Raw genomic sequence first — 25760 nt, forward strand, 5'->3', positions numbered from 1 at the left:
CCCGCGACCATTCACCGGCCCAGGCCGTCACGCGCGCATCCGGCCGTGGCGGCCCAAGACCGCCACGCCCCCAAAACCCAAATCCCAAATGCCCGAACCCCGAACCCGCCGCTAAACGATCAGTGGTTCGATCCCCACCCCGGGCACCCGCCGAGGCGAGACTTTCCGGTGCCTGATGCGCCATCCCACATCGGTGCGCACAAGCCGATCCGCATACGTATAACTGGCGACCGACCCGTCCCTGCCAAGAGCCAGCGCTTTCGACCATGCGCGAGCCCCAGCACCGTCCTCAACAACGAGAACATTGGTGACATGCAGAGCAATCGTGTCACCGGGCCCCCGGCTGTGCGCAACACCGATATACATGTCGAGGCGCTCCTGGGACGGCCCCACATGCGGCACCGGAGCAAGCCCGAGATCGCTCACGTCAACCACAAGGTCAGCCGTGAACACCAGATCGAACCGGTCATAGGCAGAGGCATCACACAGGTGACCGTGAAGTGAGATCACCTCGTGGATGGCCAGCCTGTCATCGGCGTTCAGAACCATCGCAACTCCATACCGCTGGTGGGATACGCGATGACCGACGTTAACACCGCCTCATATCGATTGATCAGCGCAGAACGACCGGCTCCCCGTCAGCGGCGAGGATCGCGGTAATCCCGCGTTCCGATGCGGCATTGCGGAAGCGGTTCTCGATATCCGGCTGTTCAACGTAGGTCGGCGGATTGTCGAACAGCCCGTAGTGGATCGCGCAGACAGCGCCGGCGCCGAGTGCGACAGCAGCCTCCACCCCCTGCTCCGGCGTCATGGTCACCGGAACGTTCGCCTCGTAGCCCTCGAATCGAGCGATCACCCCGTTGACCGGCACAAAGGCCACGTCGAACGGCCCATGGTCACGCGCGATCTGCCACCAGCTACCGTGCCACATGGTGTCCCCGCAATGGATGATGCACCGCCCGCCACCGGCCACAATCCAGGCGACCTGGTCGGCGTCGTTGCCTCGCCAGTCCAGCGAGGTCACCGGCGTGACGGTCAGCCCGCCCAGGTCCCGCGTCTGCCCGATCTTCTGGGCCACCACGGGAAGCCCCGCATCGATCAACGCCGCCGCGACCGGTTCATGGCAGCCGACGGTCCCCTCGCCACCGATCCTGGCGAGCACCCCATGGTCGTAATGATCCGGGTGCAGATGCGTGATCAGGGCATGAGTGCCCGGCAAGATTTCGACGGGCGGCAGCGGCCGGCGCGGCACGCCCATCGCGGGTGCGAGTGGCTCCGCGTTCTCCAACGGATCGATCAGCAGCCGGAGGTCACCGAGGCTGATCTCGAGGCCGGCCCAGGCCAGACGGCGTACACGCAAAGTGTGGCTCATGTCCGAGGACGCTAGAACCTTCTTGTTGAGAAAGTCAACAAGCAGCTTTTTATTCTCAACAAGAGTCGATAGGCTGACCCCGTGCGCACCTACGGGCAGTTCTGTGGCATCGCGAAGGCACTGGACCTGATCGGGGACCGGTGGACCCTCCTGATCGTCCGGGAGCTCCTCGCCCTCGGCCCGTCCCGCCACACCGACCTGCGCAACGGGCTGCCCGGCATAGCCAGCAACCTGCTCGTCGACCGGCTCCGCGAGCTCGAGGAGGCCGGGCTGATCCGCCGGGAAGCAGCGCCGCCACCCGTCGCCACCACCCTGTTCACGCTCACCGACCGTGGCCGTGAGCTGGATTCGGTGCTCCGCGAGCTCAGCCGCTGGGGTGTCCCCCTGCTCCACGAGTCCCCCGGCATGGGCACTTTCCGCACACACTGGCTCGCCCAGCCCGCCCGGGCTCTGACGGATCGGACCCCCGTCGAGCCTCCGGTGGCGATCCAGCTGCACGCCGAGGACAACGAGGACCTGGTGCTCGAGGTGAACCACGGCGTGGTGCACACCCATCCGGGCCGGGTGGACGAGCCCGCGGCCACGCTCACCGGGCCGCCCAAGGTGCTGACCGCGCTGTTGACCGGAGGGCTGTCGTTGCACGATGCCGAGCTGGAAGGCCTGCAGCTCGCCGGGGAGCTCGACGCTGTCCGCCGGATCCTGCCGGACCGCTGACACGACGAAGCCCGGCCGCTTCGATCAGCTGCCGGGCTCCGGGCGTACCTAAAGGTTGGTCAGTTGAGAAGGCCGTCGACCGTGCCTTCGCCGCCACCGGTGCCGTCATCCGGCGGGGGGCTCGAGGCATTCGGGTCGGTGCTCGGCGTGTCGGAGGGCTCCGGCTCCTTCTCCGCAATGACGGTGAGGACGATCTTCGTCGACTTGGACTTCTTGCTGCCGGAGCTCGGAGTCTGGCTGACCACCGTGCCCGGAGCGCCGTCCTCGTTGCTCTCCTCGGTCGTCACGTTGGTGAAGCCGAACGACTTCAGCACGGCCTTGGCCGAGTCCACGGTCTGGCCCTTGACGTCCGGGATGGCGACGAGGTTGCCGCGGGAGACCGTGATCGTGATGGTCGTCCCCGGGTCGACGTTCTCGCCTTCCTTCTCGACCTTGATCACCGTCCCGCTCGCCGACGAGCTGTCGATCTCGGCGATGTCCGTCTTGAGACCCTTGGACTCGATGGCCTCGACCGCGACGCTCTGCGTGCTGCCCTTGAGGCCGGACGGCACCCGGATCTGCTCCGGCGGCGAGCAGACCTGGATGGTGATCTGCTGGTCGAGCGGGACCGCGGTGCTCTCGACCGGTGTCTGCCGTTCGACGGTCTCCTTGCAGTCCTGCTTCGGGATGGCGTCGCCGACGCTGACGTTGGTGAAGCCGGCCTGGGTCAGGGCGGTCTTCGCGTCACCTTCGGAGAGGCCGGTCACCTTCGGGATGGCCTTGGTCACCGGAGCGTCGTTGTTGTCGTCGTTGCCGCCCGCGAGGGCGAGCCCGATGCCGAGCGCGACAACTGCGAGCACGCCGAGCGCGGCCAGCGCGGCCATCACCCACGACGAGGTCTTGCGCTGCGGCTGCTGAGGGCCGCCGCGCTGGGGAGGACCGTATCCGGCCTGGATCGGACGGGTCATCGCCGTCGGCGCGCCGCCCATGCCGCCGGTCATCGCCATCGTCTCGGCCTCGGTCATCACCGCGGGGGCCATGACCGGGCGCCCCGCGACGGCGCGCAGGGCATCGGCGCGCATCTCCTGGGCGCTCTGGTAGCGGTTGAGCGGGTTCTTCGCGAGCGCCTTGAGAACGATCGCGTCGATCTCGGGCGGCAGGTCATGGACGATGTCGCTGGGCGCCTTGGGCTGCTCCCGCACGTGCTGGTACGCGACGCTGACCGGGCTGTCGCCGACGAACGGCGGGTGCCCGACGATCAGCTCGAAGAGCACGCAGCCGGCCGCGTAAACGTCGGAGCGGGCGTCGACGGACTCGCCGCGCGCCTGTTCCGGCGAGAGGTACTGCGCCGTGCCGATGACCGCGCTGGTCTGCGTCATCGTGGTCGCACCGCTGGCCAGCGCCCGGGCGATGCCGAAGTCCATGACCTTGACCTGCCCGTTCGGCGTGATCATCACGTTGCCGGGCTTGATGTCGCGGTGGATGATGCCGTGCCGGTGGCTGAACTCCAGGGCGGCGTCGATGTCGGCGAGGATCTCGAGGGCGCGACGCGGCTGGAGGCGCTGCTCAGCCGCGAGCACCTCCTTGAGCGTCTTGCCGGGGACGAACTCCATGACGATGAACGGCTGCTTCTCCCCCGCCGCGGAGATCTCCTCGCCGGTGTCGTAGACAGCCACGATCGCGGGGTGGTTCAGGGCAGCGGAGTTCTGAGCCTCACGGCGGAAGCGTTCCTGGAACGTCGCGTCGCGGGCCAGGTCGGTCCGCAGCATCTTGATGGCGACATCTCGGCCGAGCCGGAGGTCGCGTCCCCGGTGCACCTCGGCCATACCGCCGTAGCCCAGCAGCTCGCCGACCTGGTACCTGCCACCGAGCAGGCGGGAGGGCGCCGTCATAACGTCTGTCGTCCTTCGGTCGCGGGGATGAGGCGGTGCGGAGCACCAGCCTGCTTCGTAAGACGGTACGACGCCGCCGCAGCACGTTGATCGGCCGCGCCCAGAGAGCTGGTGTTCCCGTTCTTCAGAAGGAACGAGATCACACCGGCACAGAGCAGGACAAGCAATGCCAGCACGACGGCCAGCACGATGAGGACCTGCCGGCCGCCCGAGCCGTCACCCTGCTTGGCCGGAGCCATCTGCGGGTGCGACATCGGCGGGGCCGACGGGTGTCGGTAGGGCTGCTGCTGCGCCGGGGGGACCGAGGCAGCTCCGCGTGCACCCTGAGCACCGGAAACGGGGCGGGGCACGGGTGGGTACGGCGGACGGCCGGAACCGGGCACAGGAGGAGCGGACTGGGGCACACCGGAATACGGCCGGTTGTTGACCGCCGGTCCACCGGACTGCGGGTGGTTCGACGGGCCGGCGCCGGACTGCGGCCGGATCATCGGGGCCGAGCCGTTGACGGCCGGCTGGTGCACCTGGGTGGTCAGCGACGACGCCGCCTGACGGGCCACAGCCGCCATCGCCGAGGCCGTGGGCCAGCGCGCCGTCGGGTCCTTGGACATGGCCCGGTCGACGATCGCGCGGACCGACGGCGGGATGTCGGCCGGGAGCGGGCGCGGGCGGTCCCGGACGTGCTTCATGGCGATCTCGATCGGCGTCGCGCCGTCGAACGGGCGGTGGCCGGAGAGGCACTGATAGGCGACGACGCCCAGGGCGTACACGTCGGAGGCCGCGGTGGCGGTCGCGCCGGACGCCTGCTCGGGTGAGATGTAGGACGCCGTGCCGAGAACCGAGCCCGCCACGGTCAGCTGACCCACTATCGCCGAGCGGGCGATGCCGAAGTCGGTGAGGACCAGGGTGCCGTTCGGGCGTACGAGAAGGTTGCCGGGCTTCACGTCGCGGTGCACGATCCCGTTGGCGTGCGCGGCCTGCAACGCGTCGGCGGCCTGCGCCACCAGCGCCATGGTGCGCGCGGGCGTCAACCGTCCGACGCGGCTGAGCGTCCGCGACAGCGCGTCACCCTCGACGTACTCCATGACGAGGAAGGCGAGCTGCTGGTCGCTGCCGTAGTCGTAGACGTCGACCACACCGGGGTGGTTGATCGTGGCCATGGTCCGGGCCTCGCCGCGGAAACGCTCGGCGAAGCCGGGCTCGTCCAGCAGCGCGGGCAGCAGGATCTTGACGGCGACGGTCCGGCCCAGCACCTCGTCGGTGCCGCGCCAGACATCACCCATGCCGCCACCGGCGATCCGCTCGTCCAGACGGTAGCGGCCACCGAGGGTCACCCCAGGGCTGATCACGTCAGTCCCCTCCCCCACCGGCCGCGGCCTTCATGATGAGCCCGGCGATCCGGGCAGCCTCGGCGCTCGCATGACCGCCGCTCACGTTCTCAAGCATGACGCATACCGCGGAAACCGCTTCACCCTTGTCGTTGAAGGCGAAGCCGATGAACCAGCCGTGCGGGTCGGCACCCTCGGCGTTCTGGGCCGTGCCGGTCTTGCCGCCGACGTCATAACCGCTGATCTTGGCCTGTTTGCCGGTGCCGTTCTCGACGACACTGATCATCATGTCCTTGAGATCACCGGCGATCGAGCCGTTGATCGGCGTCCGCAGCGTCTCCGGGCTGGCCGTGTAGATCGGCCGCCGGTCCGCGGTGAGCAGCTGCTGCACCAGGTAGGGGCGCTTCTGCACACCGCCGTTGGCCACCGTCGCCGCCATCAGCGCGCCCTCGACCGTGGTCATCCGGACGTCCTTCTGACCGATCGACGACTGGGCCAGGCCACCCTGGTCGTTCGCCACCGTGAGGTCACCGGTGTGGCTCGCCGCGACGGGCAGGCCGCCGTCCTTCAGGTCGCCGACCGTGAGGTCCTCCTGCTCGAAGCCCCACGCCTTGGCCTCGTCCTGGACCTTCTGACCACCGAGGTCCACGCCGAGGCGGGCGTAGCCGGTGTTACAGCTCTCGGTCAGGGCTTCCTTCAGGCTGATCTTCGAGCCGGGGCAGGTCTCCGCCTCGGCGTTGTGAATCGGCGCGCCGGAGCCGGGGGCGATGTACTCGTCGCCCGCCTGGATCTCGGTGTCCTGCTTGTAGCCGGCCCGCAGCGCCGCCGCCGAGACGATGACCTTGAAGGTCGAGCCCGGCGGGTACGTCTCGGACGTGGCCCGGTTGAGCAGCGGCTTGTCCTTGTCGGCGTTGAGCTTGTTGTACTCCGCCGCCGCATCCTCGGTGTCATGGCTGGCCAGCGGGCTCGGGTCGTAGCTCGGCATGGAGACCATCGCCTGGATCGCACCCGTACGCGGGTCGATCGCGACCGCGGAACCGAACTTGGCGCCGCGCTCGTTGTTTGTGAGCTGCTTCCAGGCGGTTTCCTGTGCCTTGGTCTTCAGTGACAGCACGACGTTGCCGCCACGGGCCTCGTCACCGGTGAACATCGAGCTCACCCGGTCGGCGAACAGCTTGTCGCTGGTGCCGGAGAGGAACTCGTTCTCGCTGCGCTCGATGCCGGTCGCCGCGAGGTTGACGCCCTTGTAACCGATGACCGGCGCGTACATCTCCCCTTCGGGGTATTCACGCAGGTACTTGTAGGTATCGTCGGTGGCCTTGTTCTCGGCCAGCGCCTTGCCGTCCGCCTCGATGACACCGCGCGGCGTGTTGTATTCCGCCACGCGAACGCGACCGTTGTGATCATCGGTGCGGTACTTGTCGGCTTTGTAGGCCTGAACCCAGTTCAGGTTGGCAAAGATCAGTCCGAACAGGACGAAAACGACCACGCCGGCCTTGCGCAGGGGTGCGTTCACGGCTTGATCACCTCCGTCATGGCGCCGTGCAGCTGTGCGGGCGGTTGCTTGGGGCCACCGGCCTGGGCCGCCGGGCCACCCGTCGCGGGCTTACGAGCGGCATCCGAGATCCGCAGCAGCATCGCGATCAGCAACCAGTTGGCCATCAGTGACGAACCACCCGCCGACAGGAACGGTGTCGTCTGACCGGTCAGCGGGATCAGCCCGGTGATGCCACCAAGGATGACGAAGACCTGCAAGCCCAGGGTGAACGCCATACCACCGGCGACCAGCTTGCCGAACGAGTCGCGCACCAGGATGGCCGCGCGCAGACCCCGCTCGACGATCAGCAGGTAGACCACCAGCAGTGCGGAGAGGCCGAAGAGGCCGATCTCCTCACCCATGCCGGCGAAGATGAAGTCGGTCTGGACCTCGGGCACGAAGCCCGGCGAACCAGCACCCGGTCCGGTGCCGAACAGCCCGCCGGTGCCGAGCCCCAGCAGGCTCTGGACCAGCTGATAGCCCTCGTTCGAGACGTACTGCGGCGCGAACGGGTCGAGCCAGATCGAGGCGCGGTCGTAGAAGTTGGCGAAGGGGCCGCCGACGGACGCGCCCAGCAGGTAAGCCACGTAGACGCCGCCGAAGAACATGATCAGGCCGATGATCAGCCAGCTCGCCCGCTCGGTGGCCACATAGAGCGTCACCACGAAGAGACCGAAGTAGAGCAGCGCCGTGCCGAGGTCCTTCTCGAACACCAGGACCAGCAGCGACAGCAGCCAGACCGTGATGACCGGGCCCAGGTCGCGACCACGGGGGAAGTCGATGCCGAGGAAACGGCGGCTGGCCAGCGACAGGACCTCGCGCTTGCGCACCAGGTAGAACGCGAAGAAAGAGACCAGCGCGAGCTTCGCGAACTCACCCGGCTGGATCGAGAATCCGCCGATCTTGATCCAGAGCTTCGCGCCGTTGATCTCGGACATCGAGGCCGGCAGCACCGCCGGGATCATCACGAGCACGATACCGACCAGACCCAGCGTGTACGCGTACCGCGAGACCGCCTTGTGATCGCGCACGATCAGCAGCAACACCGCGGCCAGGATCAACGCGACCAGCGTCCACGCGAGCTGGCGGCCGCCGATGCCGGAGAAGATGCCCGGCTCGGGCAGCTTCTTCGTGATCGACTTCGCGATGTCCAGCCGGCGCAGGAACCCCACGCCGAGCCCGTTGATCAAGGCCACCGCGGGGATGAGCACAGGGTCGGCCCACGCCGCGGTGAACCGGACCACCAGGTGCAGGCCCAGGAACAGGATGCTCAGCAGCGCGGCCGGCACCCAGAAGGTGGTGGTGATCTTGCCGAGCTGGTTCGCCTCCACAATGGCGCCGTAGAGCGCCACGATGATCATTGCGAAGGCGAGCAGCCCGAGCTCCGCGTTGCGTCCCGTCCTCGTGCCCGGGACGCGCGGCATCTCACCCGTGGAGGCGGGTGTGGGAGCCGGTATGGCGGGCGCGGTCAAGAAAGAGTCCCCAGACGTCGGTCGGGCACGGCACTCAGTCGACGGGCCGGCACCCGACCGGGTCGCTGGTGACCGGCGGGGTCGAGTCCGAAGGCTGTGCGTCCGGCGTGGTGGTGGGTTCGGTCGGCGCCGAGGAGTTCGTGTTCTTGGTGGGCCCCGAGCTCTTCCCCGCGGACGCGGAGACCGAGGGGTTCGCCGACGGTGTGATCGAGGCAGCGGCGCTGCTCGGTGCGCATACCGGCTTGAGGTTCGGGTTGGACGGATCCTCGCTGGTCAGCTCGAGCACCATGCGCTGGGCATCGGCCTTGCTGTCGGCGTGGATGCCCTGCTTGACCCGGTCCTGTGCGACCGTGGTGAGGTCCTCGAGGCGGCCCGTCGTGGTCTCGTCGACGCTGGAGAGATCCAGGCCGGCGATCTGCCCGGGCACACCCTGGAAGATCGCGAGCTCACCCGTCTCGGTGGCGCCCACGTAGAACTGGTCCTGGGTGTAACGCCAGCCCGTCCACAACCCGCCACCGAGCACGGCGAGAAGCAACAGGACGAGCAGACCTGTCCGCACGGGGTGCCGCTTGGGCTGCTCCTGCTCGTCCCGCTCGTAGGCCGGGCCCTCGGGCTGAGCCGGACGAGGCGGGGACTGCAGGGCGGCCGCCCGCGCGGCGGCGCTGGAGCTGTCGGCCACGGTCGAGTTGCCCCGGTCACGGGCGGCAGCGCCACCCACGATCGGCGCCTGCTCGACGATGTCGGCGTCCGTCGCGTCGGCCACCACCACAGTGATGTTGTCGGGGCCGCCGCCGCGGAGCGCGAGCTGCACGAGCCGCTCGCAACACGCCTGCGGATCGGGGATGTCCCGCATGCTCTCGCCGATGGTCTCGGCACTGACCACACCGGAGAGCCCGTCGCTGCAGATGAGATAGCGGTCGCCCTTGAGCACCTGGCGAACCGAATACTCCGGGTCGATGTCCCGCCCATCGAGCGCCCGGGTGAGCAGCGAGCGCTGCGGGTGGCTGCTCGCCTCCTCCGGGCTGATCCGGCCCTCGTCGACCAGCATCTGGACGTACGTGTCGTCCTTGGTGATCTGGGCGAACTCGCCCGCGCGAATCATGTAGGCGCGCGAGTCGCCGATGTGCACCATCCCGATCTTGCTGCCCGAGAAGAGCACAGCGGTCAGCGTCGTGCCCATCCCTTCCAGCGCGGGATTGGCATCGACGGTGTCGCGCAGCGTCTGATTGGCCGTGCCGACCGCTTGCCGAAGAGCGTCCACCAGCGCATCGCCGGGGACGTCCTCGTCAAGCGGAGCCATGGCCGCGATAACGATGTTGCTGGCGACGTCACCGGCGGCCATGCCGCCCATGCCATCGGCGACGGCAAGGAGCCGCGGTCCGGCGTAGACGGAGTCTTGGTTTCCGTCTCGGATCAGACCGCGGTCACTCTGGGCGGCGTAGCGCAAAGTCAGGGTCATGGCCGTAACTCAAGGGAAGTGCGGCCGATCCGGATCGGCACGCCAAGGGGGACGGGAGTAGGTCCGGAGACCTTACCGCGATCGAGATAGGTGCCGTTCGTCGAGCCGAGATCCTCGACGAACCACTGGCCGTCCCGCGGAACGAGCCGGGCATGCCGGGCCGACGCGAAGTCGTCCGTGATGACGAGGGTCGAATCCTCGGCACGCCCTATCGTGATGTGAGCCTCACCCAGAGTGATCCTGGTGCCGGCAAGCTGACCCGCGGTCACGACCAGTTGCCGGGCCGCCTTGCCGCGTTTCGCCTTCGCCGGCCGGCCCTGAGGCATCACGCCGCCGCCCACCCCCCGGGGCGTAGCCACGATGCTCTTGGACCGGACACCGGCGAAGAGATCCTTACGGATCACCCCGACCACCGTGAACACGAAGATCCACAGCAGGATGAGGAAGCCGAAACGAGCGACGGTGAGGACGAATTCAGGCAAGGTGCCTAGCCGTCCACTCGGAACGTCAACGTCGTCGTCCCCAACTGGATCATGTCGCCCGGGTTCAGGGCCACCGCCGACACCCGCTGGCCATTGACCATGGTGCCGTTGGTCGAGCCCAGATCCGTCAACACGACCTGGCTGCCGTCGTAATCCAGCCGCGCGTGGCGGCGGGAGATCCCGACGTCGGGCAGGCGCAGGTTGGCCTGGTCACCTCGGCCGATCACCGTCGACCCCATCTGCAGGGGATAGGTACGCCCGTCGCCGGAGACAAGGCCGACGCTGCGACCGTTGTGCCCCTGCTGCTGGTAACCACCCTGCTGCTGGTCATAAGGCGAATACGCGGGCTGCGAGTCATAGGCGGGCTGCTGCACCGGAGCGACCTCGCCGCCGGTGTACACCTCCGCCGTGACCCGGAACATCCCCGTGTCCAGCCCATCGCCCCGCTCGATCTCGACGATCACGTCCCCGTAGACCGTCCAGGCCTGCTCGCCGATGAACTCCGCCTGCGACTGGGCCAGTTCCTGGGCCAGCGCGGCGGCATACGGCGCCAGCCTGCTGTGGTCATAGGGGGACAGATCGATGACGTAGCGGTTCGGCACGAGAGTCCGGCCACCGGCGAGAATAGCCTTGTGGGCTTCGGCCTCCCGCTGCATGGCATTCAGAATCTCCACCGGGTGCACGACACCCTTGAACACCTTGGCGAAGGCCCCCTCGACAAGGCCTTCCAATCGCTTCTCAAAGCGCTGCAGCACGCTCACCGGCTCCTCCTCGGGTTCCGAGGACATGATGGTATCCGGCCGCCGCTTGCGCATCTCTGCGACGAGCGGCCGGTCGCTCCTGACCCTCGTATAACGCCCCGCGACGCCGTGCTAGTCTTCCTGGCGTCGCGGGGAAACACCTGCTCGCGATGTAACGAGGGACAGCGTAGTCTGTTCCGGCTAACTGAATGCCACGGGGATGTGGCGGAATGGCAGACGCGCACGGTTCAGGTCCGTGTGTCCGAAAGGACGTGGGGGTTCAACTCCCCCCATCCCCACGAGTGACCAGGGACTCTATGCTCGCAGAAAGCGCGAGCTAGGGTCCCTCGTCATGTCTGCTCCGGGGGCCGAGCCCCCGGAAGCCCCGCGGTGCGGTGGTGGCGGTCAACCCTGCGGTTGTCGCGCCCGCGCGGTCGTTCAACCTCGAAGTGCTCGCGGGCGTCGCTGAGTCTCGATCAAAATCCTTGTTGGCGGGGCCGAATGCGTCACATCCTTTGGCCGCGGGGTCCCTTTTGCCGGTTTTCGAGCGGGATCAAGTTGTTACCGAGTTGGGGGCGGCCGGGCGCGGCGTCGGCGCCGGGGGATCGTTTGGGTGAAGTTGGGCGGCGGGGGCGCTGTGGGTTGTGGAAGAGCGGGTGGGCCGGGGGGCGTTATGCTCTCGACTGATTTCTTGGTGTCGAGGGCTTTGGAGAGTTGCTCGTGGGCGTTGCTCTGGTGACTGGATCAGGTGGGCTCATCGGGTCCGAGGCTGTTCGGCATTTTGCTGGGCTTGGGCTGGATGTCGTGGGGATCGACAACGACATGCGGCAGGAGTTCTTCGGGGCTGAGGCGTCTACCGCGTGGAACGTGCAGCGGTTGACTGCTGACCTCGGGTCGCAGTACTCGCACCATGGCGTGGACATCCGGGACCGGGATGCCGTGGCCAGGATCTTCGAGAAGTACGGCAAGGACATCGCCGTTGTCATCCACGCTGCGGCGCAGCCTTCGCACGACTGGGCTGTGCGGGACCCGTTCACTGATTTCGATGTGAACGCCGGGGGCACGCTCACGATGCTGCAGAACACGCGTGAGCACTGCATCGAGGCGCCGTTCATCCACTGCTCCACCAACAAGGTGTACGGCGACACGCCGAACCGGCTTCCGCTGGTCGAGCAGGAGACGCGCTGGGAGCTCGACTCGGCACACCCTTACTACGAGGGCATCACCGAGGACATGTCGATCGACCAGACGCTGCACTCGGTGTTCGGCGCGTCCAAGGTCGCCGCCGACGTGATGGCCCAGGAGTACGGCCGCTACTTCGGCATGAAGACCGCGATCTTCCGGGGTGGCACGCTCACCGGGCCGGCGCACTCCGCCACCGAGCTGCACGGCTTCCTCGGGTACGTCATGCGCGCGAACATGGAACGCCGGACGTACCGGATCTTCGGCTACAAGGGCAAGCAGGTACGCGACGCCATCCACAGCCACGACGTGCTCAGCGCGTTCGAGGCGTTCTTCCGCAACCCCGGTTCCGCCAAGGTCTACAACCTGGGTGGCGGACGGCACTCCAACGTGTCGAACCTCGAGGCGTTCGCGATCGCCGGCCGGATCAGCGGCACCGAGATGATCACCGAGTACGTCGAGGACAACCGGATCGGCGACCACCAGTGGTGGATCGGCTCGATGGCGGCGTTCCAGGCCGACTACCCGCAGTGGAAGCAGGTCTACGACGTCCCGATGATCCTGCAGGAGATCCACGACGCGAACGTCGACAAGTGGGTTCCGGCATCATGATCGACCTGGGCAAGAAAAACGTCCTCGGTGTGCTCGTCGACGCGGTCGACTACGAAGCTGCCACCGCCAAGATCATCGAGGCGGCTCGCGAGCGAAAGCACTATGCGGTGACCGCGCTCGCCGTGCACGGCGTGATGACCGGTGTGCAGGACAAGGCCCACAACGCCCGGCTCAACTCATTCGACCTGGTGACTCCGGACGGCCAGCCCGTGCGCGGAGCCATGAACCTGCTCGACCACGCAGACCTCGCCGACCGGGTCTACGGGCCCGAGCTGACCCTGCGGGTGCTGCGGGAGGCCGCGGCCGAGGGCCTGCCCGTCTACCTGTACGGGTCGACGCAGCCGGTTCTCGACAAGCTGGTCCCGGCCCTGGAGCAGATGTTCCCCGCGCTGAAGCTGGCAGGTGTCGAGCCGTCGAAGTTCCGCAGCAACGAGCCCGGCGAAGACGTTGAGATCGCCGACCGGATCAAGGCCTCCGGTGCCCGGATCGTGCTGGTCGGCCTGGGCTGCCCCCGGCAGGAGATCTGGACGTACGCCATGCGCCCGCTGCTCGACATGCCGCTGCTCGCCGTCGGCGCGGCCTTCGACTACCACGCCGGCCTGTTGAAGAACCCGCCCGCGTGGATGCAGAAGTACGCCCTCGAGTGGCTGTGGCGTCTCGGTCTCGAGCCCAAGCGACTGTGGAAGCGTTACCTCCTGCTCAACCCCGCCTACGTGTCGCGGCTCGCGGCACAGAAGGCCGGGCTGTGGAAGGCGACCCCGCCGGCACCGACCACCGACAAGGTGCAGAAGTTCGCGGTCTGAGGGAGTGCCGGGACCCCATCGCGTTCGCGGAGTTGAGGGGATCCCGGCCGACCTCCCCAGGTCGAGCACGCAGCGACCGATGAACATTCGCGAGCATCCGCACCGGCCGTCTGACACCCGACACTAGGACACGCGTCACGGGCGCAACAGGGGGCATTGTCCACTTCGCCCATTGGGCTGAGGGCGTACCGTGGTCATCTGACAACGCAGCGTAAAAGCATGACCCCTACGGGTTTCCGGTCCGGTGATTTCCCGGTTTTGCGAGTTGCGCGACAGGTGAAGTCTGTGGATGTGAACACCACGACGGACCTCATTCTCATCGGCGCTCTCGCCGTGGTCTGGCTCACCGCCGGGCTGCTCGCCGACACGCTCCCGGTTGCCCGCACCGCCCGCGAGCTCCGCCGGCGCGCCCGGCTGCTCTCCACTGTGGTCGGTGCCGGTGCCGGGCTGTTCGTCGCGGTGCTCGTCATGACCGGCCTGTTCCCCGGCGACACTTCCGCGCCGGCCGCGGCTCTCTTCCCGGCGGTCCCGGCGCTGTTCGTGCTGACCATGACCGCGCGGCGCCTCGGCCAGATCCGGCGCGGCGCCGGCGCATTCGCCACCGCGCCGCTCGCACCGGCCCCGCCCGCGCTGCGTGCTGCTGCCGCGCATCCGCTGGTCGCCGTTCCGTTGCAGGTGACAGGTTTGGCGGCGCTGCTCGGCGTACCCATCGCTGCTGATCTTGTGGAAGTGCCCGGTGCCGACTTCGCGGGCATCGCGATCGGCATCGTCGGCGTCGCGGCCCTTTCCCTGGTCCTGCGGCACGCGATCCGGCACAGCCGGCTCAACCTCGCGGTGCTGGCCCCGATCGGGCGGATGCGCCACGCGCCCGTCCTGCGCACCGAGCGCTACACCCCGCTGCCCGAGGAGACGCCGACCGACCGCGCCATCGGTGCGGGCGCGGTCGATCTGGCTGCCTGACCTACTGCTTGCCGCGGTTGGATTCCTGCACGTAGAGCAGTTCGAGGATCGACCGGGCCGCCTCGAACCAGCGGTCCAGCCAGTCGGAGGCCGGCATCGCGCCGCGCCCCGGAAGCTCCATCAACAGACCACGCAGCAACGGGTGATCAGCCATCGACTGCGCCGCCGCCCCGAGCTGCGGCGGCAACGGGGTGGGGGTCGCCGTCGAGTCGATCCAGCCACCCGGCGGGAATACCGGCTCGGTCAGGCCCTGCATGTCCAGTGCCGGCATCTTCCCCGTGCGATCCTGGTCCATCGGGTTACGCGTCGGCAGACCGGCCGCCGAAAGAGAACCGGGGCCGCCCCGCCCCATCAGCTCCGCTTCGCCGTGCTCCCCCGACATGGACCCCTCGCGCCGATTCTGCCGGTACGCGCTCACACCCCCGCTGAACCGGTCCTGCGCGCTCGGGTTCCCGCTGCTGAGGTTGTCGGAACCGATCGTCATGTGTTCGCCCTGCCTCGCTCGTTGAATTGCCCTGCCCGCACCGTCACGAGGTGGCCCTGCCCGCACCGTCACGCGAGGGAGACAGTCAGCCATACGGGCGACAGCGGTACGTCAGTGCAGTCCGGCCCGCACTTAAGGCGTTCAACGAGGTGGCGCGCGTCCGGCGACGGTACAAAATCCTTAAATTACGCATAACAGCCCACGGCCCGCGAAAGCTGCGGGCGTGGGCTCATGGCCTCACTCAGCCGTCCTCCGGCCTGCTCCAGCCCACCCGGGAGATCGGGTCCAGGATCGGCCCGGGCTTTTCTGGACCGGCAATGGCCACTGGCTGGTCACCCGCGGTCGCACGCCTGCTTCTGGGTCGACGATGGCAACTGGGCTCGGTTGCCCGAGGCCGGTTGGTTGCCCATCGTCAGATGGTCGACCCTGGTCGGATGGTTGACCCGGTCGGATGGATGACCCCGGTCGGATGGTGACCGTGGTCGCTCGCCTGACCTGGTCGCGCGTCAGGCCAGGCGAACACGGACCTGGCGGGCCGGTCGGCACCTCATCGAGGCCCGGACTCCTCAGGACCCGGAATCCCTCAAAGCGCGGTACCCCTGCGAGGCCGACCGGCCGATTTGTTGCTGAACCGGCCGTGCGGGGCCGGTGTTAATGCAACCGGCCGTGCGGGGCCGGTGTTGGTGCAACCGGCCGTGCGGGGCCGGGTGTCGTGTCGTCGACCGTGCGGAGCCGACGCTGCGCCGCCGGCCGTGCGGGGCCGGCGTCCTACTTCCCGGCCGTGAGGGCCGGTGTTCTACCAGGCAGGGTTACCGATCGAACTCCCCGTCCTTGGCGCCACCCACGAACGCGTCCCACTCGTCCGCGGTGAAGATCAGCGCGGGACCGGTCGGGTTCTTCGAGTCGCGCACCGCGATCGCCTTGTCTACAAACGCCACTTCGACGCAGTTGTCGCAATTGGGACCGCTACGGGTGCTCTTGAACCACTGTGCACGGCTCAGATTGATCCGGAAACCCTTGGTTTCGACTTCCACAATGGCTCCTCTGCCAGCAATGCGATCATGTTCCTGGACTCCTCCGGGGGGAGGGCCGTCGATCGGATGGCATCGAAGATTGAGTTGTACTTGCTCAGTTCGTCGACCTTCTCCAGAAATAGCCCGCCGGTCGCGTTCTCCACGAACACCACGTCCGGGTCCTCGGCATCCGGGAAGTCGAGGATCGCGAAAGTGCCATCCATGCCGGCGTGCGCCCCTGCCGCGAAGGGCAGGATCTGGAGAGTGACGTTCGGCAACGCGGCCATCTCAGCCAGACGGAAAAGTTGATCTCTCATCACGTCGTCGCCACCGACCGGGCGACTCACCACCGCCTCATCGAGCACCACCCAAAGATCGATCGGATCGTCCTGAATCAATAACGCTTGGCGCGCCATTCGGACTCGTACCCGTTGCTCGATTTGTTGGTCGGTGTCACTCAGTCGGGCGCCCCGAATCAATGCATCTGCGTACATATCGGTCTGGAGAAGTCCGGGAATCACCTGCTGCTCGTACGCCCGAACGGATCGAGCGGCGGCCTCCATCCCCACATAAGCGCCGGTCAGAACCGTACTGAACGGGTGCCACCACCCTTTTTGCCGGGCTTCGCGGGCAATTTGGACGAGCTCGTCGGACACCGCGCCGTCAACGCGGTAGATGTCCACCATGTCCTTCACGTCACGTGGGGTGGCACTGGTGTGGCCGGTCTCGATCCTGGACACCTTGGACGGCGAGCAGCCGAGGCGGTCGGCCACCACGTCGATCGTCACGCCCGCTGCTTCGCGATATTTACGCAGCTCGGCGCCGAGTCGGCGACGACGGATGGTTGGGCTTCGGCGCGGATTCACGCTCACCTCCGGTAGGTGGCGGAACCGGCAAGTTGCTCCGCCGTACGGCGTTTGTCGGCTCCAGTCTGGCTGTTGATCTCTTGATCCTTCAAGCGTCGACAGTGATCACTTCGTCACGGACGGCTGACATGCAACTTGCATCGATTACAGGCGTGGTGCAATCTTTCGGGTATGGCGCTCGTCACCGCACGAATCGGTGATGGCCGTCAGGCCCGGCAGTTCGTGAACGGCACAACACCGATCATGGTCTGCCTGATCTCTTGATTGTCCTACGTGGACTCCGATAAGTCGCGGAGTTACTCCACCGGCTGACGGAGGGCCGGTCGCGTCATTACGGCACCATTGTGATGATTGGCACCCTCACAAGGTTGCCAAGACGTACGAGCCGGGCACACTGGAGCATCTGTGTTCACCGTGTGGCAAATCGGTGTTTGCCCCCCAAATTCGGGTTCAGGACAGGAGATGGCGTGCTTCCTCGGTCCGGCGATGTCATCCATGTGACGAAGGCGGCGAGTGTCCAATTCTCATCGCCCATGCTCTTCCGGGTCATCCGAGTTCATGACTGGCCGACATACGACGGCTGGATCTGGCTCGACGGCTACGAACTCAACGCAGGCGGCGACGCCGTCGAGCGCCGCTCCATCTTTGTGCAGGTCGGCGGCCTGCGCCAGGTCGGCAAGGCGCCCGACCCGCGCGCCCGCAACGCCCGTCAGCCGGGATTGACCTCGGGCGCGATCCCGACCCGTGCCCTGCGCGCCAACCGCTGAGCCTGCGTCCGCCGGCCAGGTGACGAACGGCCAGGTGACGAACGGCCGGGTGACGAACGGCCGGGTGACGATGGAGTCAGTCCTCGTCGTAGTCGACGGACGGCGTGGCGGTGGGAGTGGACGGCGGCGTCGTGGTGGCGGTCGGCTCACTCGCGATGATCAGGTTCACGATCGTGTCATCGGGCACCTGCTGACCCTCGGCCGGGTCACTGCCGATGATCGTTCCTGGTGGGGCATCCGTGCTGGCCACGTAGCGCAGGCGGTAGTTGAGACCCTTGCGGTTCAACGCGTTTCTGGCCTCGTCCAGGGAGAGCCCTCGCAACGCGGGAATGGTGATGTCGCTGGCGGTGCTCGGCACCGCACTGGACGGGGTTGCCGAGGTCGGAGCGGCCGACGATGGCTTCGACGTCGGCCCGGTGGTAGCGGTCGCAGCCGGTGCGCGCGTCGCCGTGGGGGTCACCGCCGGGGTCCCCTGATCGGTTCCGCCATTCGACCTCACGATCAGATAGATCCCCCAGCCGAGCAGCGCGAGCAGCACAAACGCCACGATCCCCACCAGGATCGGCGTCCACCATCTGCCGCGGGGCTCATCCTCCGGAACGGCGGCCCAGTCCGTACGCGTGGCATCGTCGGCAGGTCCGGGTGCACGAACGCCGGCCCGGCCCGCCCAGATCTGGTCCTCGTCGTCCCAACCGGACGCGCCCCCACTGGCCGGCGCGTAAACCGACGTCGCGTCGTTGTCCGAAACCGGTCGGAAAACCGAGGTCGCGTCGGCATCGGACGGGACGGGCGGCAGGGCGCGGGTCTCGTCGCCGGCGCCGCTGTCACTCCCCCCGGTACGCCCGTTCGGCTCAATCTCGTCCTCGTCGCGGAACGGGAAGAACTCGCCGGTGTCATCGGACATCGCCGTACCTTCCTCCCTGGTCCGCCCTCTGAGAAATCAACTTAACCAATCTTGAAGCATTCGCTCATCGATTCGCAGGCATCGTCAACGACCGCTACAGTGCCCGGCATGGCCGCTAAGGGCTGGATAACGCAGGTGGCAGCCGCGGCCGGGGTGGCCGCGGGGACAGGTGCCGCCCAGCTCGGCCTGGGCTACGGCCTGGGCGTGGTGGTGTGGCCCGCGACGGCCACCCCGGACGACAGCGTCTGGCTGGGGAGTCTCGGCTGGGCAACATGGATCGCGGCGAGCGCCACGGTGTTCGGCGCCGTGATCGCCGGTCGGCTGGGTCAGGTCTCGGGCGGTCTGTGGCGCTTCGCGCTCGCAGCCTCAGCCTCGGTCGGGGCTCTGCTGACGGTCGCGCTGGTCGCGCTTCCCGCCCGCGCCGCCGTGCGCCCCGACGAGTACACCCCACAATCAACAGCCGGTGGGTACGCCCTGATCGGCGTACTTCTAGGAATGGCCCTCGCCTACTGGGCCGTCTTCACGCGCCCGGTCGCCGCCAACCTCATCGCCACGGCGACCTGGTTGTGGGCCCTGGCTATCGCCGCGGTGGTGATGGATGTCTTCTGGCACCAACCCTCGGCGACCTACCTGACCAGCTGGCAGTTCACCGGCACGGACCCCGGCGCGGTCGTGGGAACCATCTACTGGCCGAGCGCCCTGCTCACGCTTCTCGCCGCCTTCGTGCTCGGCATCCTGGGCGCCTGGGCCGCCACCCGGCGCGGCGACTTCGGGCTCGGCACGGCATCGTCCGGCGCGGTCGGCCCCTTGCTGGTGGCCACGGCGTTCTTCGTGCTCGCCCCGCAGCTCACGGGCTCGCTCGGCCCCCTCGAATCGGCATACCTGACCGCACCGTACGCAGTCCTCGCCGGCCTCGCAGGCTCCGCCCTGACCGTCTCGGTCGGCCGCCGCGCCGCGGAACGCCGCACAGCCCGCGCCAACCGCCCGCCACAGCCACCCCGCCAGCGACGCACCCGCCGCTCGAAGGGCACCGAAACCCCCGCGGTCGTAACCGGCCGGGCGAAGGCCCCGGAATCCCCCGCCGAACGCCCCGCCTGGGCCGGCGGACCCGCGACCCCCCGGCCCCGCGCCTCCACGGTCACCCCACCACCGGACTCACCCACGATCGCCCAGATCAACCCACCGTCGTCCCCCGGAGCCCGATCCTCAGCGTCGTCTGCGGTCAGCGGTTCCGCGCCGTCGTCGACCGGAGCCCGATCCTCGGCTTCACCTGCGGTCAGCGGTTCCGCGCCGTCGTCGGCCGGGGCTCGGTCCGCAGCGGCGGCCGCGGGTGGTGCTGGGCCATCGTCGGCAGCGGGCGGTTCCGCGGCGGGAGCCACTTCAGGGCCTTCGTCCGCTGCCGGCGAGCCTGTGGCGCCTGCCCAGAAGTCGGCCGGACGCGGACGGACCGACTCGGTGGAAACTGACAAGGCCCCGGCGAGGAAGACCGTCCCGGCGAAGAAGGCCGCACCTGCGCAGACCTCGATGTCCGTGTCCGACACCGCGTCGGCGACGACGACACCCCGGCAGGCCAGACCGGCGATCGCTCCGTCAAAGAGTGCTTCGACCCCGGCCAAGAAGGCGAACCAGGCCGCGCAGGCCGCGCCTACTGTTCCAGGGCAACCGGCCAGAGCCACCCCGGCGAGGAAGAGCGCGCCACGGAAGGCCAAGCCGAGCGACGTCCCCCCGGAGATCCCCTTGACCGACAGCGAGAGCGACAACCCGTAAGGCCGCATCTAGCCCCGTACGCCGCTTTCGCGTGCAGCTCCAAGCGCACAAAGGCCCCACTAACGCCGAAAGCGCCGCCCGGTCTGGGCGGCGCTTTTCGTTCGCTCGGGTGCGGCAGATGTGCCTTCGCCGAGCTCACCGGAGCGCTCCTGCAGGGTGTCACGGAGCGAACCGGTGGTCAGGCCATGGAACGGGCCGAGATCAGGCAGCCTGGCGAATGGCTTCGCCCTCGATCTCGATCTTGATCTTCTTGCCGATCATCACGCCGCCGGTCTCGAGGGCGACGTTCCAGGTCAGGCCCCAGTCCTCGCGGTCGATCTCGGTGCTCGCGCTGAAGCCGAAGACGGACTGGCCGTAGGGGCTGGTGGTGGCGCCCTCGAACTCGACGACCAGCTCGACCGGCTTGGTGACGTCCTTGATGGTGAGCTCACCGTCGAGGACGAACTCGGCGCCCGCGTGGGACTTGATGCCGGTGCTGCGGAAGACGATCGTGGGGTACTTCTCGGCCTCGAAGAAGTCGCCCGTGCGCAGGTGGTTGTCACGGTCGACCTGGCCGGTCTCGACGCTGGCGGCCTTGATCTCGGCGGTGACCGAGGACTGCAGCGGGTCCTCGCCGATGGTGATGGTGGCGGTGGCCTCGGCGAACTGGCCGCGGACCTTGCTGACCATGAGGTGCCGGGCGATGAAGCCGACGCGCTTGTGGGCCGCGTCCAGCTCGTAGGTGCCGGCGGCGGGGATCTGGAGGCCTTCGAAGGTGCGGATGTCACTCATGTTTGGATCCTCGTTCCTGGGGCAGAGCCAGTAGTTGTCTGACGGAGCAACAATATGCCAAGCAATATTCCACCTGTCAAGAGAACGCGCTACCATGGGCTGCGTGGCATCTGACTTCGACGACCCCCGGTTCACCGCCTTCGGACTGTTCTCCGAGGCGTTCACCGGGCTCACCAACCGTTTCGCCGCGCAGTTCGAGCAGCACCGGCTCTCCTCGGTCGAGTTCGAGGTGCTGCTGCGTCTGGCCCGCTCACCACAGAACAGGCTCCGGATGACCGACCTCTCCGGGCAGACCTCGCTGTCCACCAGCGGCGTGACCCGCGTGGTCGACCGCATGGACCGTGAAGGCCTGATCCGGCGCGAGGCCTGTTCCAGCGATCGGCGCAGCTCATACGCGGTGATCACGGAGGCGGGCATCAAGCGCCTGGAGGAAGTGCTCCCGGGCCACCTGGATCTCATGCAGCAGTGGTTCATCGGCCAGCTCGCTCCGGCCGAGCTCGACCAGATGATGGAATCGCTGCGCCGGATCCGTGACGCGGTCAATCCCTGCGCCACCGCCGGCAGTGACGAAACAGAGGTCGAGAGCACCGCGTCAGCAGCCTGATTCGGCGCGGATTTCCCTGGGCTGCGGGATGCGAGCAGCGGGCGCTCCCGATTCGTCTCCACAGCGAGTAACTATCCACAGTCACTGACGCGTGGGTAACCGGCAGAACTACCGGCAGAACCGCCGTGCGCCCAGGCCGAAACCCGTCTATTCAGGCATTTCACCCGCACCACGCGGATAGGGTGATCTCCGCAGGGGGACGCGGCGCGGCCGAGGCCGGGGCGGGGCAGATCGGGGGAGCCCTCGTTCTCGCCGCGTTAACTGGGGCGCTGTGACGGCCGGTGTTGTGGGGGGCACGTAAAACACCGGCCGTCCACGCACGTCACGCCAGGCCGAGCCACTCCTTCTCGCGCGGCAGCAGCTCGATGCCCCCGCTGCGACAGATCTCCCCCAGCCGTCGCAGCACATCGGCCCGCTCCTGCGAGTCCGGCGTGCTCCTCGCCTGACCGATCAACGCCTCGACGACGTCCCTCGGATCGTAGGCATCGGCATAGGCGTCAGCAGCGGCGGCGAAGGCTTCCGCCGCGCGTTTCTGCTCCCCCCGATGCAGCGCCACAGCAGCCTCGACGATCGCAGCCGGGCCGTCCGGTGACAGCGGCGAGTCGCCCGGATGCAGCTCCTCCAGCACCTCCGCCGCTTCGTCGTCGCGACCCGACTCCGCCAGCGCCTGTCCGATCGAGGCCAGCACCCGGCGGCGATGCCCGGGGTCGCCGACGTCCTCCAGCTCGGAGATGGCGTGCCGGCCCAACCGGGCGGCCTCCTCGAGGTGACCGTCGAGTCGTTCCACCTCCGCCAGGTTGGCCGCGGCGACCGCGCGCAGCCGGTGCTCGCCACAGCGGCTGGCCAGTCGATCCACCTCGGCCAGCCGGGCCCTGGCCGCGGCCAGGTCGCCGCGCCGGATCTCGTGCCAGGTCAGGTTGTTCTCGGCGACCGCCATGTCGCGGATGCGCCCGCTGGAGCGGGCCAGCTCGAGAGCGGCCTCTCCGTGCACCCGGGCACGGTCGAAGACGCGGATGGTCATCCACAGCGCGGCCAGCTGGGTGTGCGCGGTCAGCTGCCCGGACACGTCACCCAGGTCACGGAAGTCGGCCAGCGCCGCCTGCGCCGAGCCGATCTCCTCGGCACCGGAGCCGTGCTCAAGGGCCAGCTGCGCGAGCCCCACCTTGGCCCAGGCTCGGGTGGCCGGGTCGGCGTCGGCCGTCCGCGGATCTGCCAGCAGCCGGCGTATCCACTGGCGGCCGGTGACGTCGCGTCCACGGAAGCGCCACCATCTCGGAAGGCAGGCCGCGATGCGCAGGGCGGTGTGCGGGTCCTCCTTCGCCGCCCAGTTCAGCGCCGCTCCGAGGTCGCCGGCCACGTCGTCGAGGCGGGCGGCGGCTTCTGCCAGCCGGGCGCCCTTCAGCTCCGGGGCGATGCCGCGGACCATCTCGGCCATCACCTCCGCATGACGGGCGCGCGCGGCGTGCAGATCGCCCTGGATCGCGGCCTGTTCGAGGGCGTAGTCGCCGACCACGTCGAGCAGCCGGAAGCGGAATGCCCGGGCGCCCCGGGCGCTCAGCATGCCCAGCTCGAGGAAGCGATCCAGCAGGTGCACGACGTCGATGGCCGGGCGCCCGTCGACGATCTGCTCGGCGAGGTCCAACGACCAGCGGTTCCTGAACGTGGCGACCCGGTGCAGCGCGGCCTGTTCGTCGCTGGAGAGCAACCGGTAACTGGCTGCGACGGCATCGCGCACCGAGAGCACGCCGCCGTCCTCGGGGCGCCCGGAGAGGTCGAGGACGCGGTCACCGTACCTGTCAAGGATCTCTTCGACCGTCAGGACACGGCCGCGGGCCGCCGCCAGCTCCAGGGCGATGGGCAGGCCGCCCAGGCGCCGGACCAGCGCGGCCAGAGACGGCACCTCTTCGGGCTCGACGGGGGCTCCGCGCACCTTGGCCAGGCGATCGAGGAAGAGTGCGACGGCCGGATAACCGGCAACGTCAGCGAGCGTCGTGCCCACTCCGGCAGGCGGCGCGACCAGGGGCGCGACCGGCCAGACCCGCTCGGTGGGCAGGCCGACCGGGTGCCGGCCGGTGGCCAGGAAACGCAGGGTCGGGTGCTGCGTGAGCAGGTCGCCGAGCACCTCGGCGATCGACTCGGGCGACCGCTCCACCGCGTCGATCAGCAGCAACGCGGCGCGCCCGGCGAATCGGGGGGCCAGGTCGTCGGGCCGGCCCACGCCGAAGACCGCGGCGACCCCGCCCAGCACCTCACCGGCGGTCGAGCCGTCGGTGATCACGATGCCGGCGACCCCGCCGGGATGCGCTTCGGCGACCCGATGCGCGACGGTGAGCGCGAGGCTCGTCTTGCCGACCCCGGCCAGGCCGACCAGTGTGATGCCGCGCGGGCCCTCCGCCATCGGCTGGGAGAGCCGGGTGACCAGCTCGGTGACATCGCCGTCGCGGCCGATCAAATCGCCGGCTGGTGGCAGCCGGATGAAGCGGGTCGGCATCGGCGAGCTGGAGGGCTGGCCGCGAGCGGCGGCCAGGAAGGCGAGCCGGTCGGCGCCGGTCAGGCCGAGCGCCGCGGCGAGCAGCTCGATCGTGGTCCGCTGCGGGCGCGATGCGCGGCCGCGCTCGAGATCGCGGACCGTACGCACCCCGACCGCCGCGCGGACGGCGAGCTCCTCTTGCGTCAGCTTCGCCCGCAGCCGGTAACTGCGCAGCACGGCGTCGAATCCCGGACCCTCCTGGTCCGCCCCGTGATCGGACGTCATGGTTATGAACCTAGGCAGACATGTCGATGAATGCCGACCTGAGGCGGCAGTTTGTCGACTAACCGACGCAGAGGCCGCCGGATTTGCCGCCAAACCTGCCCGGGAGTCCAAGATCGCCTGTTCAACGGCGTGAACGCTACAAACCCAGACCGCGGGCGACGATCATCCGCTGGACCTCCGAGGTCCCCTCCCCGATCTCCAGGATCTTGGCGTCGCGGTAGAAACGACCGACCGCCGACTCGTTCATGAAGCCGTAGCCGCCGTGGACCTGGGTCGCGTAGCGCGCGTTGTCCACCGCCGCCTCGCTCGCGTAGAGCTTCGCGAGGGCGGCCTGGTGCTTGAAGTCGGCACCGGCGAGCATCCGGGCCGCGGCGTCGTAATAGGACACTCTGGACATGTGGGCGCGCATCTCCATGTCCGCGATCATGAACTGGATCGCCTGGTAACCGCCGATCGCACTGCCGAACGCCTGCCGTTCACGGGCGTATTTGAGCGACTCGTCGACACAGCCCTGGGCCAGGCCGGTGGAGAGCGCGGCGATCGCGATCCGTCCCTCGTCGAGAATCCGCAGGAACTGCGCGTAGCCGCGGCCGCGCTCGCCGAGCAGGTTCGCGGCCGGCACTCGTACGTCGTCGAAGGCCAGCTCGTGGGTGTCAGAGGCACACCAGCCGACCTTGGAATACGCGGGCGCGACGGTGAACCCGGGGGTCCCCGACGGCACGATGATCGTGGAGAGCTCCTTGCGGCCGTCGGGCTTCGTGCCGGTGACCGCCATGACCGTGACCAGGCAGGTGATGTCCGTGCCCGAGTTCGTGATGAACGCCTTCGAGCCGTTGATGACCCATTCACCCGTCGCCTCGTCGAGCACCGCGCGGGTCGTCGTGCCGCCGGCGTCGGAACCCGCGCCCGGCTCGGTCAGCCCGAATGCTGCCAGGGCCTCGCCGCTGGTCAGCCTGGGTAGCCACTGTTCCTTCTGTTCGGGCGTACCGAACAGATAGATCGGCATGACACCCAGCGAGACCGCCGCCTCCAGGGTGATCGCCACGCTGCTGTCGATCCTGGCCAGCTCCTCGAGGGCCAGGCACAGCGCGAAGTAGTCGCCGCCCATGCCACCGTGCTCCTCAGAGAAGGGCAGGCCGAAAAGGCCCATCTTGCCCATCTGCCGGATCAGGTCGTACGGGAACGTCTTGCGCTCGTAGTGCTCGGCGATCACCGGCGCCACCTGCTCGCGCGCGAAATCTCGCACGCTCTCGCGCAGCGCCTCCTGCTCCTCGCTGAGCCGGAAGTCGACCATGACGGA

Annotated in this window: 23 protein-coding genes and 1 tRNA gene; 8 read left to right on the forward strand and 16 right to left on the reverse strand. The window is 68.4% G+C overall.

Going from position 1 to position 25760, the window contains the following annotated elements:
* Positions 1-111: 111 nt before the first annotated feature.
* Both Aco04nite_RS14605 and Aco04nite_RS14610 read right to left on the reverse strand, forming a co-directional pair.
* Positions 112-549, reverse strand: coding sequence for a nuclear transport factor 2 family protein (locus tag Aco04nite_RS14605; RefSeq protein ID WP_212997781.1), 438 nt, complete (start codon positions 547-549; stop codon positions 112-114).
* A 64-nt stretch (positions 550-613) separates the two neighbouring features.
* Positions 614-1372 carry an MBL fold metallo-hydrolase gene (locus Aco04nite_RS14610; RefSeq protein ID WP_212997782.1) on the reverse strand — a complete coding sequence of 253 codons (759 nt, stop codon included), beginning with the start codon at positions 1370-1372 and terminating at the stop codon, positions 614-616.
* Positions 1373-1453: 81 nt separating this feature from the next.
* Here Aco04nite_RS14610 and Aco04nite_RS14615 point away from each other — a divergent pair, with 81 nt between their 5' ends.
* Complete coding sequence (locus Aco04nite_RS14615; protein ID WP_212997783.1) at positions 1454-2086, forward strand: winged helix-turn-helix transcriptional regulator; 633 nt, start codon at positions 1454-1456, stop codon at positions 2084-2086.
* 59 nt (positions 2087-2145) lie between these two features.
* Here the strand turns inward: Aco04nite_RS14615 and pknB are convergent, their stop codons facing one another.
* The 7 genes from pknB to Aco04nite_RS14650 all read right to left on the reverse strand — a co-directional run bounded on the left by pknB (position 2146) and on the right by Aco04nite_RS14650 (position 11020).
* Positions 2146-3957 carry a Stk1 family PASTA domain-containing Ser/Thr kinase gene (gene pknB, locus Aco04nite_RS14620; protein WP_212997784.1) on the reverse strand — a complete coding sequence of 604 codons (1812 nt, stop codon included), beginning with the start codon at positions 3955-3957 and terminating at the stop codon, positions 2146-2148.
* Positions 3954-5303 carry a serine/threonine-protein kinase gene (locus Aco04nite_RS14625; RefSeq protein WP_212997785.1) on the reverse strand — a complete coding sequence of 450 codons (1350 nt, stop codon included), beginning with the start codon at positions 5301-5303 and terminating at the stop codon, positions 3954-3956. The genes pknB and Aco04nite_RS14625 overlap by 4 nt, the downstream gene beginning before the upstream one ends.
* A 1-nt stretch (position 5304) precedes the next feature.
* Positions 5305-6798 carry a peptidoglycan D,D-transpeptidase FtsI family protein gene (locus Aco04nite_RS14630; protein WP_212997786.1) on the reverse strand — a complete coding sequence of 498 codons (1494 nt, stop codon included), beginning with the start codon at positions 6796-6798 and terminating at the stop codon, positions 5305-5307.
* Positions 6795-8243: an FtsW/RodA/SpoVE family cell cycle protein gene (locus tag Aco04nite_RS14635; protein ID WP_244876001.1), complete on the reverse strand. Its 1449-nt coding sequence runs from the start codon at positions 8241-8243 to the stop codon at positions 6795-6797. Before Aco04nite_RS14635 ends, Aco04nite_RS14630 begins: the two co-directional genes overlap by 4 nt.
* Before the next feature lie 82 nt (positions 8244-8325).
* Entirely contained in the window at positions 8326-9750 is a 1425-nt protein-coding gene (locus Aco04nite_RS14640; protein WP_212997788.1) for a PP2C family protein-serine/threonine phosphatase, read from the reverse strand.
* Positions 9747-10232 (reverse strand): FHA domain-containing protein FhaB/FipA, encoded by a 486-nt coding sequence (locus Aco04nite_RS14645; protein ID WP_212997789.1) that lies wholly within the window; start codon positions 10230-10232, stop codon positions 9747-9749. Before Aco04nite_RS14645 ends, Aco04nite_RS14640 begins: the two co-directional genes overlap by 4 nt.
* A 5-nt stretch (positions 10233-10237) precedes the next feature.
* On the reverse strand, positions 10238-11020 hold the full coding sequence (locus Aco04nite_RS14650) for an FHA domain-containing protein (protein WP_203837240.1): 783 nt from the start codon (positions 11018-11020) through the stop codon (positions 10238-10240).
* 168 nt (positions 11021-11188) lie between these two features.
* Between Aco04nite_RS14650 and Aco04nite_RS14655 the strand changes: the two genes are divergently transcribed.
* The 4 genes from Aco04nite_RS14655 to Aco04nite_RS14670 all read left to right on the forward strand — a co-directional run bounded on the left by Aco04nite_RS14655 (position 11189) and on the right by Aco04nite_RS14670 (position 14529).
* Positions 11189-11271, forward strand: a tRNA-Leu gene (locus Aco04nite_RS14655).
* 421 nt (positions 11272-11692) lie between these two features.
* Complete coding sequence (locus Aco04nite_RS14660; RefSeq protein WP_212997790.1) at positions 11693-12766, forward strand: NAD-dependent epimerase/dehydratase family protein; 1074 nt, start codon at positions 11693-11695, stop codon at positions 12764-12766.
* Positions 12748-13569 (forward strand): WecB/TagA/CpsF family glycosyltransferase, encoded by an 822-nt coding sequence (locus Aco04nite_RS14665; protein ID WP_438874916.1) that lies wholly within the window; start codon positions 12748-12750, stop codon positions 13567-13569. The genes Aco04nite_RS14660 and Aco04nite_RS14665 overlap by 19 nt, the downstream gene beginning before the upstream one ends.
* A 285-nt stretch (positions 13570-13854) precedes the next feature.
* Positions 13855-14529, forward strand: a complete 675-nt coding sequence (locus Aco04nite_RS14670; protein WP_244875998.1) for a hypothetical protein — start codon at positions 13855-13857, stop codon at positions 14527-14529.
* A 1-nt stretch (position 14530) separates the two neighbouring features.
* Here the strand turns inward: Aco04nite_RS14670 and Aco04nite_RS14675 are convergent, their stop codons facing one another.
* From Aco04nite_RS14675 to Aco04nite_RS14685, 3 genes are all read right to left on the reverse strand, one after another.
* A complete protein-coding gene (locus Aco04nite_RS14675) occupies positions 14531-15013 on the reverse strand; it encodes a hypothetical protein (protein WP_212997792.1) in 483 nt (160 codons plus the stop codon).
* Between the two features lie 809 nt (positions 15014-15822).
* Positions 15823-16047, reverse strand: coding sequence for a DUF397 domain-containing protein (locus Aco04nite_RS14680; RefSeq protein WP_203837245.1), 225 nt, complete (start codon positions 16045-16047; stop codon positions 15823-15825).
* Positions 16011-16892 (reverse strand): helix-turn-helix domain-containing protein, encoded by an 882-nt coding sequence (locus Aco04nite_RS14685; protein WP_212997829.1) that lies wholly within the window; start codon positions 16890-16892, stop codon positions 16011-16013. The genes Aco04nite_RS14680 and Aco04nite_RS14685 overlap by 37 nt, the downstream gene beginning before the upstream one ends.
* Positions 16893-17359: 467 nt before the next feature.
* Here Aco04nite_RS14685 and Aco04nite_RS14690 point away from each other — a divergent pair, with 467 nt between their 5' ends.
* On the forward strand, positions 17360-17659 hold the full coding sequence (locus tag Aco04nite_RS14690; protein ID WP_203837246.1) for a hypothetical protein: 300 nt from the start codon (positions 17360-17362) through the stop codon (positions 17657-17659).
* A 76-nt stretch (positions 17660-17735) separates the two neighbouring features.
* Here the strand turns inward: Aco04nite_RS14690 and Aco04nite_RS14695 are convergent, their stop codons facing one another.
* Positions 17736-18563 carry a PASTA domain-containing protein gene (locus Aco04nite_RS14695; protein ID WP_212997793.1) on the reverse strand — a complete coding sequence of 276 codons (828 nt, stop codon included), beginning with the start codon at positions 18561-18563 and terminating at the stop codon, positions 17736-17738.
* 108 nt (positions 18564-18671) lie between these two features.
* Here Aco04nite_RS14695 and Aco04nite_RS14700 point away from each other — a divergent pair, with 108 nt between their 5' ends.
* Positions 18672-20330 carry a DUF2339 domain-containing protein gene (locus Aco04nite_RS14700; protein ID WP_212997794.1) on the forward strand — a complete coding sequence of 553 codons (1659 nt, stop codon included), beginning with the start codon at positions 18672-18674 and terminating at the stop codon, positions 20328-20330.
* A 201-nt stretch (positions 20331-20531) separates the two neighbouring features.
* Here Aco04nite_RS14700 and Aco04nite_RS14705 read toward each other — a convergent pair whose 3' ends face one another.
* Complete coding sequence (locus Aco04nite_RS14705; RefSeq protein WP_212997795.1) at positions 20532-21101, reverse strand: YceI family protein; 570 nt, start codon at positions 21099-21101, stop codon at positions 20532-20534.
* 94 nt (positions 21102-21195) lie between these two features.
* On the opposite strand from Aco04nite_RS14705, the gene Aco04nite_RS14710 reads away from it, so the two are divergent.
* Entirely contained in the window at positions 21196-21705 is a 510-nt protein-coding gene (locus Aco04nite_RS14710) for a MarR family winged helix-turn-helix transcriptional regulator (RefSeq protein WP_212997796.1), read from the forward strand.
* Between the two features lie 322 nt (positions 21706-22027).
* Here the strand turns inward: Aco04nite_RS14710 and Aco04nite_RS14715 are convergent, their stop codons facing one another.
* Positions 22028-24460, reverse strand: coding sequence for an ATP-binding protein (locus tag Aco04nite_RS14715; RefSeq protein ID WP_212997797.1), 2433 nt, complete (start codon positions 24458-24460; stop codon positions 22028-22030).
* Positions 24461-24596: 136 nt separating this feature from the next.
* Positions 24597-25754, reverse strand: a complete 1158-nt coding sequence (locus Aco04nite_RS14720) for an acyl-CoA dehydrogenase family protein (RefSeq protein ID WP_212997798.1) — start codon at positions 25752-25754, stop codon at positions 24597-24599.
* Positions 25755-25760 lie beyond the last annotated feature (6 nt).

The organism is Winogradskya consettensis (assembly GCF_018332715.1).
Lineage (GTDB): Bacteria > Actinomycetota > Actinomycetes > Mycobacteriales > Micromonosporaceae > Actinoplanes > Actinoplanes consettensis.